Below are 16,291 nucleotides of genomic sequence, written 5' to 3' on the forward strand. Positions count from 1 at the left end.
GACCAGGTACGGGATGCCGCCGAGCGCGGTACCCAGCACCGGGCGGCCGGCGGCCAGCGCCTCGATCACCACCGTGGGCAGCACGTCGTGCCAGGTCGGCACGGCCAGCACCACGGCGGTGGCCCGGAGCGCGGCGGCCACCCCGGCCCGGTCCAGCGGGCCGAGGAACTCGACGTCGGCCCGTTCGGCGGCCGCCGCCTCGGCGAGTGGCCGCAGCTCGCCGTCCCCGGCGATGCGCAGCGGCCCGAGCGCACCGACCGGGTGCCGGCGCCAGGCGTCGAGCAGCAGCCCGACGCCCTTCTCCGGGGAGAGCCGGCCGAAGAAGAGGAAGCCGTCGCCGAGCGGCGGCGGCGGGCCGGGGTCCGGGATGGCGTTCGGCTTGACCACGATCCGGTCGTCCGGGATGCCGTAGTCGCGCAGGTGCGCGGCGATCCCGGAGGTGAGCGCGATGTAGCGGTCCACCGAGCGCCAGGTCGGCCGGTGTACGGCCAGGGTGGTCGCCATCAGCGCGCTCTGCGCCCGGGAACCCCGGTAGCAGCGGTGCACGATCGCTGGCACCCCGAGCGCCCGGCCCCGGCAGTCCTGGCAGATCCGGCCGTCCCGGAAGTAGAGCCCGGAGGAGCAGACCTGGCGGTAGTTGTGCACCGTCTGCACCACCGGCACCCCGTGCTTGTGCGCGGTCCGGACCACCCAGGGGGAGAGCAGCGGGTACGGGTTGTGCAGGTGCAACACGTCCGGCCGGTGCTCGGTGATCAGCCGGCTCAGCTCCTGCTGCGCCTTCGGCGCGTAGATCGGGGAGATCGGCAACAGCGCCTTGGCGGTCGGGGAGAACTCCGCGATCTCGTCGGAACTCCGCAGGAAGGGACGGACGGTCACCCCGGCGGCCCGGAGCTGGACGATCTCCTGGTCGACGATGGTGTTCTCGCCGGACGGCTGCGCCTCGCGGTACCGGTTGTGCGCGACGATCACCTGCACGCCGGTCGCCCCTCCTCCATGATCGGGTCCTTCCCGTCCCGCGCGTCGGGCGCGTGGCCGGGATTGAACGCTACCGTTTATCCCGTGCCCGAGTTACCTGAGGTGGAGGCGCTCGCCGGCTACCTGCGCGAGCGGGCGGTCGGCCGGCGGGTCGACCGGATCGAGGTGGCGGCGATAAGCGCCCTGAAGACGTACGATCCGGCGCCGTCGGCGGCTGCCGGACGGCAGGTCACGACGGCGGGCCGGCACGGCAAGTTCCTCGACGTGACGCTGGCCGGCGACGGTGTGCCGGACGTGCACCTGGTGGTGCACCTGGCCCGGGCCGGCTGGCTGCACTACCGGGAGTCGTTCAACTCGGGCCTGCCGCTCAAGCCGGGCAAGGGCCCGATCGCGCTGCGGGTACGACTCGACGACGGGTCCGGTTTCGACCTGACCGAGGCCGGTACCCAGAAGAAGCTCGCCGTGTACCTGGTGACCGATCCGGCGCAGGTGCCCGGGGTGGCCCGGCTCGGGCCGGACGCGCTCGCCGCCGAGCTGTCCACCTTCGCCGAACGGCTGCGCGGTCGACGGGGCCAGGTCAAGGGCGTGCTGACCGACCAGGAGGTGCTGGCCGGGATCGGCAACGCGTACTCGGACGAGATCCTGCACACCGCGAAGCTGTCGCCGTTCGCGCTCACCAACCGGCTCACCGACGAGCAGTTGGCGACGCTGCACGCGGCGACCCGGCAGGTGCTCGGGGACGCCGTGGAGCGCTCGCTCGGCCAGCGGGCGGCGGAGTTGAAGGGGGAGAAGCGGGCCGGGCTGCGGGTGCACGCCCGGACGGGGCTGCCCTGTCCGGTCTGTGCCGACACGATTCGTGAGGTGTCGTTCGCCGACTCGAGCTTGCAATACTGTCCGAAGTGTCAGACCGGCGGCAAGCCGCTCGCCGACCGCCGGCTCTCCCGGCTGGTCCGTTGACCGGTCGGCGGCCCCGCTTGATCGATCGGGTTCGCTGGTTGCGTGCTTGTGTTTGTATGTTGAGCGAAACTGCTTGTACGTTGAGTGATCCCGGCCCCTACTCCGGGTCGAAACCGCCCACTGGGCAAGAAACCGGCAACCGCCGGGCTCTACCGCCACCGTGCTCCGTCGGTATAGTGACCCCGGTCTGCGACTCCGCTGCGGGCGGTCCGGCTCTCGTTGCTGGCGAGGCGGGCGGCGTGCTGTCCCTCGGGTCGGCGTCACCGACGATCACGATTCGTCCGGCCGCGCCACGAGACGGCGCTGGCGGACGAACCGGGATCGGGGCCGGCAGGGGAGAGACTGAGACGGTGGGCGACCCGAGCCCCTTACGGCAGAGGGGCGGCACGTGTCACGCGGGAGGACGTGGGTGAGGTGACGACAAGCCTCCAACGCCCGGTAGGCAACGGCCAACCGAGTACTCTGCGTCACGTCGACAGCTTCGAGATCCAGCCACCGACCGCTCCGCAGCCGAACGGGGTCCCCCGCTCGGCGTGGGCGCGGGCGCGTCGGCGGGTCTCCCGCTGGCACCGGCCGTACATCGCGATCCTGCTGCTGCTCGACTTCGGCGCGGCGGTCCTGGCGAGCTGGCTCGCGATCCAGTCGTTCGACCAGGCGGCGGCCGGTTTCACCGACGCGGACAAGGACCCCACCTGGTTCCATACCGTCTCCTACCTGCTGTTGCCGCTCGGCTGGCTGATCGTGCTCTGGGCCAACGGCGCGTACGACCGCCGCTACCTCGGGCTCGGCACCGACGAGTTCAAGCGGGTCACCCGGGCCGGCGTGGCGGTCGCGGCCAGCGTCTCGTTCCTCGCCTTCGCCACCAAGACCGACCTGTCCCGGTGGACCGTCGGCACCGCGCTGCTCGGCACCCTGCTGCTGGTCCTGGTCGCCCGTTCCACCGCCCGGCTGCTGCTGCACACCGTGCGTCGCCGGGCCGGGCAGGCCGCCCAGCGGATCGTGCTGGTCGGCACCCTGCCGGAGGCGCTGGAGGTCTACAAGGCGATCAAGCGGGTGCCCGCCGCCGGGCTGGTGCCGGTGGCGATCCACCTCACCGACGGTTACGCCGCTGCCCGGGGCATCGAGACGCCGATCCCGGTCTACGCCGGCCGCGACATCCTCTCGCTGGTCCGGGAGGTCGGCGGCGACACCATCGCGGTCTGCGGGTCGGCCAGCACCGAGCCGGGCGAGCTGCGCCGGCTGGCCTGGCAACTCGAAGGCTCCGGCGTCGACCTGATCGTGGCGCCGCAGCTCACCGACATCGCCGGCCCCCGGGTGCACATCCGGCCGATCGAGGGCCTGCCGCTGCTGCACGTCGAGGAGCCGACCCTCTCCGGCCCGGCGCTGCTGGCCAAGAACCTGCTGGACCGGTTCGCCGCCGGGCTGGGGCTGCTGCTGCTGGTCCCGCTCTTCGTCGCGGTCGCGGTGGCGATCCGGATCTCCGACCCCGGGCCGGTCTTCTTCCGGCAACCCCGGGTGGGGCACGAGGGCCGGACGTTCCGGGTCTGGAAGTTCCGGACCATGTACGTCGACGCCGAGCAGCGGCTGGCCAGCCTGGTCGACCAGAACGAGACCGACGGCATGCTCTTCAAGATCAAGGAGGATCCCCGGGTCTTCCCGGCCGGGCGGTTCCTCCGGGCCAGCTCACTCGACGAGCTGCCCCAGCTGATCAACGTGCTCCGGGGCGAGATGTCCCTGGTCGGCCCCCGCCCGCTCCCGGCCGACGACGGCGACTTCCTCGGCGACGTCCGGCGCCGGCTGCTGGTCCGGCCCGGCATCACCGGGCTGTGGCAGGTCTCCGGCCGCTCCGACCTCTCCTGGGACGAGGCGGTCCGGCTCGACCTCTACTACGTCGACAACTGGTCGCTGGCGTACGACCTGAGCATCCTGTGGCGGACCGTCGGGGTGGTACTGGCCCGCAAGGGCGCCTACTAGCCGTACGTCCGGGCCGTAGCCGGACCCACGGGTCGGGCGGCGGGGGATTCCGGCCGGATCGTGGCTTGGCGAACCGGCCGACCAACCGTCAGGATCTCTGGGTGGGGATGCCCGACCTGTCCACGGCGGTCGCCGTGGTGGCGATGATCAGTGCGCTGGCGGCTGCGCTGTTCGCCGTCGTGCGGCTGCGCGCCCGGCGGGGCATCGCCACCGCCACCCAGCGGGCCACCTACGACGTGCTGCACACCGCCGGGCTGGCCGCCGAGCCACTGCGGGCCGGGCTCACCCCGGCCGGTGCGGCCAAGGCGGTACGCCATCTGCGTACCCTGGTCGGCTCCGCCGGGCTCGCGCTGGCCGAGCCGGACCGGCTGCTCGCCATCGACGGGCGCGGCGGCCACCACGGCGAGCAGTTGCTGGCCGCCGCCGCCGGCACCATCCGGACCCGCCGGTCGACGGTGCTCGGCGAGTCCGACCTGCGCTGCGACCGGGTCGACTGCCCGGTCCGGGGCGCCGTGATCGCCCCGCTGACCGGCCCGGACGGGCGGGCCGGGGCGGCGCTGGTGGCGATCGCCGACGACCAGCCGGCCCCCGGGCTGGTGCAGGCCGCCCTGGAAACCGCACACTGGGCCGGCGCCCAGCTCGCCCTCGCCGAACTCGACTCGTCCCGGGAGCGGCTGGCCCGGGCCGAGGTGCGCGCCCTGCGCGCCCAGATCAGCCCACACTTCATCTACAACGCGCTGACCGCGATCGGCTCGTTCGTCCGGACCGACCCGGAGCGGGCCCGGGAACTGATCCTGGAGTTCGCCGAGTTCACCCGCTACTCCTTCCGGGCGCACGGCGAGTTCACCACGCTCGCCGAGGAACTGCGCTCGATCGACAGGTACCTGACGATCGAGCGGGCCCGGTTCGGCGACCGGCTCCAGGTGAAACTCCAGATCGCCCCGGAGGTGCTGCCGGTCAGCCTGCCGTTCCTCTGCCTGCAACCGCTCGTCGAGAACGCGGTCCGGCACGGGCTGTCCCGCAAGCCGGGGATGGGGATGCTCAGCATCGAGGCCCGGGACGCCGGGGCAGAGTGCCACATAACGGTCGAGGACGACGGGGTGGGGATGGACCCGGCGGTGCTGGTCGCCGGGATCGCCGACGCCGCCGCCGACCCGGCCGACGACTCCGGCCAGCACGTCGGACTCTCCAACGTGGACGAACGACTCCGGTCGGTCTTCGGGGACCAGTTCGGCCTGGTCGTCGAGACCGACCTCGGATCGGGTACGAAGGTGAGCATGCGGATACCGAAGTTCCACCGTCATGTCCGGGCGAGCGCGTGAGGGCTGAACCGTGACCGGTTTCCTGCGCGTGCTGGCCGTCGACGACGAGCCACCGGCGCTCGACGAGCTGGCGTACCACCTGCGGGCCGATCCACGGGTCTCCCGGCTGCACACCGCCGGAGACGCCACCGAGGCGCTGCGGGTGCTCCGGGACGCCGACGTCGACGTGGTCTTCCTGGACATCCGGATGCCGGGGCTGGACGGCATGGAGCTGGCCCGGGTACTCCGCCGGTTCGCCCGGCCACCCGCGATCGTCTTCGTCACCGCGTACGACGACGGCGCCGTCGACGCCTTCGACCTCGGCGCCACCGACTACGTCCGCAAACCGGTCCGGGCCGAACGACTCGCCGAGTCGCTGCGCCGGGTCGTCGGCTCCCGGGTGGTACCCGCCCATCCGGCGGCCCTGGCCCGGGCCGAACCCGACCCGACGATCCCGGTCGAGCTGGCCGGCACCACCCGGATGCTGCCCCGCTCGGCCGTACGCTGGGTCGAGGCGCAGGGCGACTACGCCCGGCTGCACACCTCGGACGGGTCACACCTGGTCCGGGTGCCGCTGGCCACCCTCGCCGAACGCTGGGCCGACGCGGGATTCGTCCGGATCCACCGGTCGTACCTGGTGCAGCTCCGACTGATCGCCGAACTCCGGCTCGCCAACTCCGGGTACGTGGTGGTGATCGACGACTCCGAACTGCCGGTCAGTCGCCGGCACACCCGGGAACTGAAGGACAAGCTGGTCCGCGCCGCCAAGCAGGACTGGAACCGCTGACGAGGTCGGCGGCGTCGGGCGTACCGCCGGTCAGAGGTGCTGCCGGTCAGGGGTGCTGCCGGGGGTCGAGTTCGGCGGCTCGTGCGGTGAGGTGGCGCCGCTCGGGCAGGCTGGCGGTGCGCCGGGCCGCCGCCCGGTAGCCGGCCGCCGCCCCGGCCCGGTCCCCGGAGAGTTCGGTCAGGTGGGCGCGGGTGGCGAGCAGCCGGTGGTGGGTCGCCATCCGCTTGTCCGCGGCGACGGTCTCCAACAGCTCCAGCCCGGCCGCCGGCCCGCGCACCATGGCGACCGCGACCGCCCGGTTCAGCGTCACCATCGGGTTCGCCGCGGTGAGCTGTTCGAGCAGCTCGTAGAGGGCGAGGATCTGCGGCCAGTCGGTCCTGTCGACGTGCTCGGCCTCGTCGTGCACCGCCGCGATCGCCGCCTGCACCTGGTAGGGCCCGACCGGCCCCCGGGGCAGCGTCTCGGTGATCAGCGCGACGCCCTCGGCGATCCGCTCCCGGTCCCAACTTCCCCGGTCCTGCTCGGCCAGCGGCACCAGGCTGCCGTCCGGCCGGGTCCTGGCCGGCCGCCGGGCGTCGGTGAGCAGCATCAGCGCGAGCAGCCCGGCCACCTCGGGATCCTCCGGCAGCAGCCGGTGCAGCCAGCGGGTGAGCCGGATCGCCTCGTCGGAGAGCCGCGGCGCGGTCAGCTCCGGCCCGGTCGTCGCGGTGTAGCCCTCGTTGAAGACCAGGTAGAGCACGTGCAGCACCGCGCCCAGCCGCTCGGCCCGGTCCGGCCCGTCCGGCGGCTCGAACGGCAGGCCGCTGCTCCGGATCATCTGCTTGGCCCGGCTGATCCGCTGCGCCATCGTCGCCTCCGGCACCAGGAAGGCGGCGGCGATCTGCCCGGTGGTCAGGCCGCCGACCGCGCGCAGCGTCAACGCGATCCGGCTGGCCTGCGACAGCGCCGGATGACAGCAGAGGAAGAGCAGGGTCAGCGAGTCGTCCCGCTCGGTGCCCGGGTCGGCGTCCGCCGGCCGGCCCAGCAACTCGGCCTGCGGGGTCGCCGCGAACACCGCGTCCTCCCGCCGCCGCCGGGACGCCTCGCTGCGGAACTCGTCCAGCAACCGGTGCACGGCGACCGTCACCAGCCAGCCCCGGGGATTGTCCGGAATCCCCTCGGCCGGCCAGCGCAGGGCGGCCCGGAGCAGCGCCTCCTGGGTGGCGTCCTCGGCCGCGTCGAACCGGCCGTACCGGCGGACGAGCGCGCCGAGGACCTGCGGCGCCAACTCGCGCAGCAGCTCCTCCACGGCCCGGTCGACGCTCACCCGTGATCGACGTTCCCGTGCACGGTCAGGCCAGGTCTGCGGCGGACTCGTGCAGGATCGGCCAGACCTCGACCGGTTCCTGGTCCGCCCAGGGCATGTCGGCGGCGATCTCGTACGCCCGCGCCTCGCTGTCGCAGTCGAGCAGGTAGAAGCTGGCGATGTACTCCTTGGTCTCCAGGTACGGCCCGTCGGTGACGGCCGGGGCGCCACCCTCGCGCCGGACCAGCCGGGCCGCGGCGGCGTCGGCCAGCCCGTACCCGCCGAGCAGTTCACCGGTCTCGTGGTAGCGCCTGTTGAACGCGTCCTGCTTGGCGATCTCCTCCGGCCACGACTCCGCCGGGATCGAGTCCCACTTCTCCTGGTTGCCGTAGATCAGCAGCAGGTACTTCATCTCGGATCCTCCGCCTCGCTCGTCCTGCCGTACCCGGTCGGCACGCCGTCACCCTACGGACGGAGCCGGCGCCGCGTCCTCGACATCGCCGGCCAGCCACGATCGGCGGTGCGGTTGCCGGACGGTGCGACAATGCACTACTTCGCAGGGTGCGTGCCGCCGGACCTGCCGGCAGCCCGGCCGGGCGATATCGACATCAGCGCTCCGGCCGCGCCACGTGGCGCGGCCGGCGTACCACACGGGGGATCTGACCGATGCTCGACGCCGAGACGACCCAGGTACTCGAACCTGTGCCGCCACCGTCACCGCCACCAGCGCCGAAGCGGAGTCGCGCCCGCGGCTACTGGCTGCTGGCCATCGGGATGCTGATCGTGCTGCTGGCCGGTGCCACGCTCTACGCGATCGCGCCGCTGCGCACCCCGCTGCCCACGGCGGCCGTCACGCGTACCCTGCCGGAGGCGACGAGGATTCCCGGCAAGGCGCCGGTGGTGCCGTGGCCAAGGACCGGGCAGGCCGCGCTCTCGGTCGAGGGGGTCGGCTCGTTCGGCACCTCCGGCGGGAACGAGCCGGTGCCGATCGCCAGCGTGACCAAGGTGATGACCGCGTACGTCATCCTCACCGAGCACCCGCTCGACCGGGGCGAGCACGGGCCGAAGCTGACGGTCAGCGCGGCACAGGCCGCCGCGTACCCGGCGGAGCTGGCCCGGGGCGAGTCCCTGGTGCCGGTCGTCGCGGGCGCGGTCTTCACCGAACGCCAGGCGCTCCAGGCGGTGCTGCTGCCGTCGGCGAACAACATGGCCCGGATCCTCGCCGCCTGGGACGCCGGCAGCGTCGAGGCGTTCGTCGAGAAGATGAACGACACCGCCGACGCGCTCGGGATGAAGGACACCCGCTACACCGACCCGTCCGGGCTCGACCCGGGCACCGTGAGCACCGCCGTCGACCAGGTGATCCTGGCCCGCAAGGCGATGGAACTGCCGGCGTTCGCGGAGATCGTCGCGCAGAAGAAGGCCACCCTGCCGGTCGCCGGCGAGGTGAAGAACTACAACTCGCTGGTCGGCCGGGACGGCGTGGTGGGGATCAAGACCGGCTCCACCGACGAGGCCGGCGGCTGTCTCGTCTTCGCCGCCGTCACCAGGGTCGGCGGTCGGAAGATCACCATCGTCGGTGCCGTGCTCGGCCAGCCCGGCGCGAACACCCCGGTGCAGCTCGACCGGGTCTTCAAGGCGACCCGCCCGCTGGTCCGGACCGCCGCCGCCGCGCTCACCGTGCATCCGGTCGTCAAGGTCGGCGACCAGGTCGCCACCGTGCAGGGCCCGCTCGGCACCGGCACCACGATCCACGCCGGGAAGGAGCTGTCCGTGGTCGGCTGGCCCGGCATGCGGGTACGGCTGGACGTCGACATCCCGGCCGTACCGGACCGGCTTGCGGCGGAGACCGAACACGGCTCGATCACCGCGGTCGCCGGCCACGGTGCGCCGGTCACCGGCACACTCCGCTCCGGGGTACGCCTCGAACCGCCGAGCGACTGGGACCGGATCCGGCAGCACCGCTGAGCGGGGCTCGGGGCCCGGTCGGACGTTCGTGCCGTCCCGACCGGGCCCCGCAGCGGTAGCGGGTTCAGGACGTCGGCTGGGTAAACCGGATGCTGTTGCCGAACGGGTCGCGCAGGCCGCAGTCGATACCGTACGGCCGCTCGGTCGGCTCCTCGGTGAACTCGACACCCTTGCCGAGCAGCGTCTCGTACGTCTTCCGGCAGTCGTCCGTACTGAAGATCAACCAGCCACCGGTCGCGCCCTTCGTCAGCAGCTCGCGTACCTGCTGCGCCGTCTCCTCGGACAGGGCCGGCGGCCCCGGCGTCGTCAGCAGGATCTGCCGCTCCGGGTCGCCGGGGACGTTGACGGTCAACCAGCGCATGAAACCGAGATCGGTGTCGGTATTGACCTCCAGGCCGAGCTTGCCGACGTAGAAGTCAAGGGCCTCGTCCTGGTCGAGGACGAAAATCTGCGAGTGCGTGATGGCGTTGAACATGCCCATCACGCTACGGATCGGCCGGGCCGAGAACTTATCCGAAACTGCTCAGTCTGCTGTGCCGTATCCGCAGCTCAGCGCAGATCGACGGTGGGTCTCGTCCAGGCCATCGTGAAACAGTTCGGCACGTTCGGGGGCGCTGCCGGGCGCTCCTTCCGGTACTCCCTCGGGGAGCTGCCGACGATCTCCCGGAAGGTACGGCTGAAGGTGCCGAGGCTGCCGAAACCGACACCGAAGCAGATGTCGGTGACACTGCGGTCGGTCTCCCGGAGCAGGAACATCGCCCGCTCGACCCGACGCCGCTGGAGGTAGCGGTGCGGCGTCTCGCCGAACGTCGCCCGGAAGGTACGCGTGAAGTGCGCCTCCGAGACGTGCGCGATCCGGGCCAGCGCCGGTACGTCCAGCGGCTGCGCGTACGCCCGGTCCATCGCGTCCCGGGCCCGAAGCATCCGGCGGTTGTTCTCCTCAGCGGCCCGACTCACACTTCCATCACACCACGGCGTCCCGCCGCGTCAGACGCCCCAGATCAGCCCGGTGCCGAGCACCGCCACCACCGGGCGCCGGCTGAGCCGCTGCTGTAGGTAGAGCTGCGCCAGCCGAACATCAGTTCAGGGTCCGCTGGGTCACTACCGCCAGCGGGCCGAGTACGGGTAGGGCTGTCCCTACAGCGGTGCTCCAGCGTTCCTGATGCTGCCGGTCAGCGGGAAGGTGACCCCGGTGAGCTGCTCGGAGGCCGTCCACAGGCGCCGTGCGAGGGCGTCGTCGCGGGCAGCTGCGGAGCGGCCAACCAGCCTGGCCCCACCGCGCGTCTGCAGGAAGCCGGTCGGGCCGGCGTAGCTGTTGCCCGGGATGTCCGCCACCGCCGCGTAGAGGGTGGGCAGCGCCCCGTCCTCCTCGCTCTGCGAAAGCAGGTTGACGACTCTCCGCTGGAGCGCCTCGATCCAGGGGCGTTCGCCGGCCGGGCGCAGCAGGTTCGTGGCCGCCATTCCGGGATGCGCGCGGATCACACCGGTCCAAAGCACCGGTCCAAACATCAGTTCACACCAGGCAGAAGGCGAAGGACGTGTCTCGACGTCTCGCTTACAAGCTCCGCGCATCGCGTCCGCACACGCCGGGAACGGCTGCACGCTCCGAACTTCGTCCATGCCAGCGCTCGTCAACACGCCACCGTCCGACCCGACTGCTGTCAGTCGGGCCTTCCGGGCTGCGGTATCGTCTGGCGCCGGCTATTCGAGTAATCCTGGCGCCAACGTCTGTTTGTGGTTCCCGAGGTAGCGGTAATCGGACGTACTGGAGGTTGATCGCGTGGCTTCGAAGGTCGACGATCGGATTCAGAAAGCACTGCGTCGCGGTGCCTCTTCGTTGAATCTTGCTGAGCTTGAATTGGCGTTCCTGCCCGAGACGCTGGGCAACCTCACCAACCTCACCGAGCTCCACCTGTACGACAACGAGCTCACCGCGCTGCCCGACACACTGGGCAACCTCACCAACCTCACCAACCTCTACCTGGCCCACAACCAGCTCACCGCGCTGCCCGACACACTGGGCAACCTCACCAACCTCACCAAGCTCCACCTGACCAGCAACCAGCTCACCGCGCTGCCCGACACACTGGGCAACCTCACCAACCTCACCAAGCTCCACCTGACCAGCAACCAGCTCACCGCGCTGCCCGACACACTGGGCAACCTCACCAACCTCACCGGGCTCTACCTGCACGGCAACCAGCTCACCGCGCTGCCCGGCGCCCTAGGCAACCTCACCGACCTCAGCGATCAGCTCCCCTGGTTCTGAACCGCCGCAAAGCGAGACCACCCTTTGGCCATCCCGTCTGCCATCGACCCGCCCAAACGTGGAAGCGGGCCGCCGCCCGGCTTGCCACGTCAAGCGGACCTTGACTTCCTGGTGAACGGCGACGAGTCGGGGACGGGGGTGACGGCGCGCTCCATGTAAGGGCAGGCCATCGGCCTGCCCACGACTCCTGCCCAAGGGTCGCAGAGGCTCTGAGGTCAAGTGCGGCCCGCAGGGCCGTCGCTTGCGATACGTAGCGCCCTTGAGCTTGGAGGAGCAGCCCGGCACAATCGCGCCGGCCACCCCGGCCCCGACGGCCGAAACCCGCTGCGCGGACCCGGCGTGCCCTTTTCTGCGCCGCGTCGCTCGGGCACGGCGTGGCCGGCCGCCAGCGACGAACCTCCACCACTCTCAGACCGATCCAGGGCTTTCGCAAGGTCGAGATATGCCCGTTTTAGACAAGTCCAAGGAGTCGTAGGGATCGGTACGGGTCTCGGCCGTTTCGGCGGAGGGCTGGCGCGATCGAGGTGACGCCGTCCAGGCGGAGAAGGCTGATTGCGGTGTTGCGGAGGGTGGCTAGGGCGCGGGATGCGTTGCCCGTCCGCAGCCGGCTGGCGTCCTCGCGGTAGGTGGTGTCGCGAACATGGTGAAGTACCTCGATGGCCCAGTGTCCGCGTAGCCAGTCGGCCACGTCGGCAGGGCTGGCCTGAGCTGCGGTAAGGCTGGTGATTGCGTACACGGTGACGGTGGACCAGTGGCCGGTGGCCGCGTTGTACCGGCGGCGTCGGATCCGCAGCGCCTGAACCGCGTACGGCAAGTCCAGCGTGAGCGGTCCGAGGCAAGGGCGGCAAGCCGAAGAAGAGCGACACCTCGAAAAAGGGCGACGGGCCGAAGAAGGCGGGCAGGGGCAAGCGGCGCGGCGACGACCCGGACGACGGGATGGCCGGCGCGGTGGCCCGGCGGCGCTAATGGCCCGTGGATGGCCCAAAGCATGATCGCGGCTCGGAGCATATCAGAGGCCCTGGCTGGGACTGATGTCCTGACCAGGGCCTTTCGGTTGGAGCGGGTGACGGGAATCGAACCCGCACTGTCAGCTTGGGAAGTGTCGAAGGTAGGCCGCCTGACCAACTGGCGCCCTGGTCACGGCGATCATCTAGCGGCCCCGGACGGCCTCCGCTGTCCTGGCCCAATGGCACGTTAATGGCACGCCGTCGACATGAGCGCTTGGTCGACCTCACGCGCGAGGCGTGGAAGTCGATAGCCATCGGTGCTGGCGTCGCTTTGCGGATACCAGTTGATCTTATCCATGGGGTTTCCTCGGCTGCCGTTACAGCGCAGCCTCCTCAGCTCGGTTCACCTGTATCAATAGTCATGCGGGCCATCAAAGGCGAGTATCGGCCCGACCTATCCACCCAACAGCAGGGCTATTGCGTGTTTGGTCGAGTGGCCGTTGAACTGGGGATTCCCGGGGTGGGCGGACCCTTGCGGGGTTGAGGAAGGCGGGTGAGGCCTGTAGGTGATCATGGAGTTCTCGACGCTCCCGGACACCTTGAGGACCTCACCCGCGATGTCAGCATGCCCGATTCAGGTACTGTCCGCAGTTCGCACCCCCACCGACTCGCCACCGCGCCTTGTCACCGAGGGTGAAGAAGCTGGGCTCCAGCACTCGTTGGCCACCATCGCGGACCCCCGGTCCCCGCGTGGGGCGCGTTACCCGCTCGTCGGGCTACTGACCGTCGCGGTGTGCGCCGTGACCGCCGGCGCATCATCGTTCGCGGCCATCGCGGACTGGCTGCACGACCTCGATGACCTCGCCAGGGCCCGGCTCGGGTTCATCCGCGCCGTCCCGGCCGCGACCACGATCTGGCGGCTGCTGACCAGGTTGGACGCTGACCTGCTGGCCACCGTGCTCGCCGACTGGCTGCGTACCCGCGTCCCGCCTCCGGTCACGCCCCGACCTCGGCGGTACCGGATCGTCATCGCCATCGACGGCAAGACCATGCGCGGCGCCCGCCGCGCCGATGGCAGCCGGGTCCACCTGCTGTCCGCGCTGGACACCAGCACCGGCATCGTGCTCGCTCAGGTCACCGTGGCCGCGAAAAGCAACGAAATCCCCGCGTTCACCCCACTGCTGGACGCGGTCGAACAGGTTCTGGGTAGCCTGGACGGCCTCATCTTCGTGGCCGACGCCCTCCATACACAGACCAGCCACGCGACCGAGGTCGCCGCTCGCGGCGCCGACCTGCTCATCCCGGTCAAAGGTAACCAGCCGACCGTGTTTGCCCAGCTCAAGGCCTTGCCCTGGGCCCAGGTCCCGGTGGGTGACCGACGCCGCGAAACCGGTCACGGCCGGCGGGAGACCCGCACGGTCAAGGCGCTCACCGTAGCCACCCCCGGCGGTCTGCTGTTCCCTCACGCCGAGCAGGCCGTCCGGATCACCCGCACCCGCACCCTCAAGGGCAAGACCACCAGGGAAACCGCCTACTACACCATCTCCCTCCCCGCCGAGCACGCCCAACCCGCGGACCTGCAGTCCTGGGCCCGAAACGAGTGGCTGATCGAGAATCAGGTCCATCATGTCCGCGACGTCACGTTCCGTGAAGACCTCCACCAAGCCAGAACCGGCACCGGCCCCGCAATCATGGCGACGCTACGTAACACCGCGGCCAGTTACCACCGCACCAACGGCGATACCAACATCGCCCGCGCCACCAGACGCGCCGACCGTCGCCCGCACGACCTCATCACTGCAATGACCAGCAGCTACCCCAGAACGCAATGACCCTGACCCAACAGCCAGTAGCGGCCAGAACACTGAGATATCTACCCTAAGCCTCTCGCGAGATTCACGGTGGTGACGATGGCTCGGCGTGCCGTCTGGGTGGCAGTGCTCAACATCAGCTGGCGAACCGCGGAGAAGATTGCGGCCAAACATCAACTGACCTGCGACGAGGTACGGGACGCCGTGGTCTGCGTTGCCGGGTTGACGTACAGCTGGGACATCGATGAACATCGTGGGGAGCGAGCGATCATCCAGGTCGAGCTTCGAGGAAGACGCGCCCTGGTTGTCCTATATCCATCCGATGACCCGATTGGGGACGTTTGGAACCTAGGCAGCGCTTACTTTGTTGATAGCTAGCCAGCCACACCAGGAGAAGGGATGATGACCCCATGGCCAGCAACGACGAGTTCTATGAGGCTGACGAGCCGGTAGACAAGATCATAGAGGCGTTCAACCGGGGCGAGAAGGGCGTCACAGGGCGGCCGACCTGGTCAAACACCTCGTACCTGAAGCTACCGGGACGGGTGGAGCAGATCATCAGCAACCTGACCAACAAGTCGACGCGAGAGTTACCCGCCCACTGATGGCTTCACCCGTCGAAGCGCAGCTCATCCTCTGCGACGCTGCGCAGGCTGAGTCTGGCAAAGTCCACATGCTGGGGGCAGGTTGGTCCGTTACGTCCTCCCCCACCGCGCCCCATGCCGTTGCAGTCCTGATCAAGATCCCATGGGATCGGGCAAACCAGCGCCTCCCCCTCAAGCTACAGCTACTGGACTCGGATGGGCGGCCAGTCAAGGTCCCTACAGCAGACGGTGAAGCCTCCATTGCAACCGAGGCCGGCGTCGAGGTCGGGCGACCACCCGGGTTGGCCCCTGGCACAATGCTTGATGCTTCTTTCGCTTTCAACGTCCCATCCCTTCCCCTCGCGCCGGGTCGCTACGAGTGGCGCATGACGTTTGCAGAACAAGAGTATGTAGCAGCATTCACGGTCGGTCGTCGCTAGCACGGACGACGACAGGGCCGACGCCCAGGTGTACCGGTGCTCATGGCGCACGACGTGAGTATGGATCCTGAATATCGAAGGCCCTGGCTGGGACTGATGTCCTGACCAGGGCCTTCGTTGTTGGAGCGGGTGACGGGAATCGAACCCGCACTGTCAGCTTGGGAACTCGCTGAGGCGCCGATCCGAGCCAAGGTCAACGGGCCGCACTCCTGGTCACGGTGCCCGCAGGTGACCGTCGTTCCCCGTGGCTTCCCGGCGCTACGGGCACGTAGGGGGCACGGGCGACGGCCCGGTACGCCTGGACGCCCACGACGGGCAGTGACCCGGGGCGCTCGGTGGCAAGCCAGTCCGGGGTGTGGACTGGCGCGGCAGCCGGAAGCCCCAACCTCGACGGCGGCCAGCCCTGCCGGCTTCCGTACCGCCGCGAGGCTGTGGGATTGTCGAGGTATGCAGATCATCCAGAAGGGTCATGCCGCGTAGGCGCCCGAGGCAGGTGCGAGCTTCCAAGCTTCGTGCCCGACAGCTGGACGGCCTTACGTTTCGCGTAGCCGGCCTCTCATACCGAGGGCTCCAAGCCATCGCATACCTGGAACGCTCCCGTTTCACGGAAGGTGCCGTCGCGCGGGCGCTTCGGGCGTGGGCGGACTTCGTCCAGGACCCGTGGCACCGGCTGTGGGACCCCCAGTACGGCTGTGGCATCTTGGAGTGTTGCCCGGACCTGCGAGAGGTTCGTCAGATCCTTGAAGCTGCGGCTTCCGTACTGCCATCACGGGACGCCCGTCGATTCAGGGCAGACGTCGCCAAGATTGACGAGTTGTGGTGACCGTCTGGCAGCCAGTCGGGGGCGCGGGGGCGGTTCCCGCCAGGGTTCGGGGGCTTCCCGCCCCGGCCGCGAAGCGGTCCGGGGCGGTGCTCCGCCGGGCGGCCTGCCGCCCCGGCGCGGCGCCGCGCAGCGGCGCTCTTGATCAGGTACAGCCGGATTCGGCAGCACAA

The 16,291-nt window shown here is 70.2% G+C and carries 15 protein-coding genes; 8 read left to right on the forward strand and 7 right to left on the reverse strand.

All coding sequences use genetic code 11. From position 1 onward, the window contains the following. The coding region (locus O7626_RS41235; RefSeq protein ID WP_278066757.1) for a glycosyltransferase family 4 protein at positions 1 to 975 on the reverse strand (975 nt) is incomplete at its 3' end. Positions 976 to 1,059: 84 nt separating this feature from the next. On the opposite strand from O7626_RS41235, the gene O7626_RS41240 reads away from it, so the two are divergent. The 4 genes from O7626_RS41240 (at position 1,060) to O7626_RS41255 (ending at position 5,994) form a co-directional block, all read left to right on the forward strand. Next, positions 1,060 to 1,932, forward strand: a complete 873-nt coding sequence (locus O7626_RS41240; protein ID WP_278065261.1) for a DNA-formamidopyrimidine glycosylase family protein — start codon at positions 1,060 to 1,062, stop codon at positions 1,930 to 1,932. Between the two features lie 405 nt (positions 1,933 to 2,337). After that, complete coding sequence (locus tag O7626_RS41245; protein WP_278065260.1) at positions 2,338 to 3,906, forward strand: sugar transferase; 1,569 nt, start codon at positions 2,338 to 2,340, stop codon at positions 3,904 to 3,906. Positions 3,907 to 4,007: 101 nt separating this feature from the next. Beyond that, entirely contained in the window at positions 4,008 to 5,228 is a 1,221-nt protein-coding gene (locus O7626_RS41250; protein ID WP_278065259.1) for a histidine kinase, read from the forward strand. Positions 5,229 to 5,238: 10 nt separating this feature from the next. Next, entirely contained in the window at positions 5,239 to 5,994 is a 756-nt protein-coding gene (locus O7626_RS41255) for a LytTR family DNA-binding domain-containing protein (RefSeq protein WP_278065258.1), read from the forward strand. A gap of 46 nt (positions 5,995 to 6,040) precedes the next feature. Here the strand turns inward: O7626_RS41255 and O7626_RS41260 are convergent, their stop codons facing one another. Continuing rightward, positions 6,041 to 7,300 carry a sigma-70 family RNA polymerase sigma factor gene (locus O7626_RS41260; RefSeq protein ID WP_278065257.1) on the reverse strand — a complete coding sequence of 420 codons (1,260 nt, stop codon included), beginning with the start codon at positions 7,298 to 7,300 and terminating at the stop codon, positions 6,041 to 6,043. Positions 7,301 to 7,325: 25 nt separating this feature from the next. Next, a complete protein-coding gene (locus tag O7626_RS41265) occupies positions 7,326 to 7,691 on the reverse strand; it encodes a YciI family protein (protein ID WP_278065256.1) in 366 nt (121 codons plus the stop codon). 254 nt (positions 7,692 to 7,945) lie between these two features. On the opposite strand from O7626_RS41265, the gene O7626_RS41270 reads away from it, so the two are divergent. Continuing rightward, positions 7,946 to 9,247, forward strand: coding sequence for a D-alanyl-D-alanine carboxypeptidase (locus O7626_RS41270; RefSeq protein WP_278065255.1), 1,302 nt, complete (start codon positions 7,946 to 7,948; stop codon positions 9,245 to 9,247). Positions 9,248 to 9,311: 64 nt separating this feature from the next. Here the strand turns inward: O7626_RS41270 and O7626_RS41275 are convergent, their stop codons facing one another. From O7626_RS41275 to O7626_RS41285, 3 genes are all read right to left on the reverse strand, one after another. Further along, positions 9,312 to 9,722 (reverse strand): VOC family protein, encoded by a 411-nt coding sequence (locus O7626_RS41275; RefSeq protein ID WP_278065254.1) that lies wholly within the window; start codon positions 9,720 to 9,722, stop codon positions 9,312 to 9,314. Positions 9,723 to 9,796: 74 nt separating this feature from the next. After that, positions 9,797 to 10,204, reverse strand: coding sequence for an AraC family transcriptional regulator (locus O7626_RS41280; protein ID WP_278065253.1), 408 nt, complete (start codon positions 10,202 to 10,204; stop codon positions 9,797 to 9,799). A 180-nt stretch (positions 10,205 to 10,384) separates the two neighbouring features. Next, a complete protein-coding gene (locus tag O7626_RS41285) occupies positions 10,385 to 10,744 on the reverse strand; it encodes a hypothetical protein (RefSeq protein WP_278065252.1) in 360 nt (119 codons plus the stop codon). Positions 10,745 to 11,084: 340 nt separating this feature from the next. Between O7626_RS41285 and O7626_RS41290 the strand changes: the two genes are divergently transcribed. Further along, positions 11,085 to 11,516, forward strand: coding sequence for a leucine-rich repeat domain-containing protein (locus tag O7626_RS41290; RefSeq protein ID WP_278065251.1), 432 nt, complete (start codon positions 11,085 to 11,087; stop codon positions 11,514 to 11,516). 451 nt (positions 11,517 to 11,967) lie between these two features. Here O7626_RS41290 and O7626_RS41295 read toward each other — a convergent pair whose 3' ends face one another. Beyond that, entirely contained in the window at positions 11,968 to 12,330 is a 363-nt protein-coding gene (locus O7626_RS41295; protein ID WP_278065250.1) for a transposase, read from the reverse strand. A gap of 852 nt (positions 12,331 to 13,182) precedes the next feature. Here O7626_RS41295 and O7626_RS41300 point away from each other — a divergent pair. Next, a complete protein-coding gene (locus tag O7626_RS41300; RefSeq protein WP_278060713.1) occupies positions 13,183 to 14,295 on the forward strand; it encodes an ISAs1 family transposase in 1,113 nt (370 codons plus the stop codon). 389 nt (positions 14,296 to 14,684) lie between these two features. Beyond that, on the forward strand, positions 14,685 to 14,879 hold the full coding sequence (locus O7626_RS41305) for a hypothetical protein (RefSeq protein ID WP_278065249.1): 195 nt from the start codon (positions 14,685 to 14,687) through the stop codon (positions 14,877 to 14,879). Positions 14,880 to 16,291 lie beyond the last annotated feature (1,412 nt).

The sequence above is a fragment of the Micromonospora sp. WMMD1102 genome (assembly GCF_029626265.1).
GTDB lineage: Bacteria > Actinomycetota > Actinomycetes > Mycobacteriales > Micromonosporaceae > Plantactinospora.

What these genes read in the sequence shown, in the direction of transcription:
- O7626_RS41265 (WP_278065256.1), bottom strand. Translation starts at nt 7,691, where the DNA reads ATGAAGTACCTGCTGCTGATCTACGGCAACCAGGAGAAGTGGGACTCG.
- O7626_RS41270 (WP_278065255.1), top strand. Translation starts at nt 7,946, where the DNA reads ATGCTCGACGCCGAGACGACCCAGGTACTCGAACCTGTGCCGCCACCG.
- O7626_RS41275 (WP_278065254.1), bottom strand. Translation starts at nt 9,722, where the DNA reads ATGTTCAACGCCATCACGCACTCGCAGATTTTCGTCCTCGACCAGGAC.
- O7626_RS41305 (WP_278065249.1), top strand. Translation starts at nt 14,685, where the DNA reads ATGGCCAGCAACGACGAGTTCTATGAGGCTGACGAGCCGGTAGACAAG.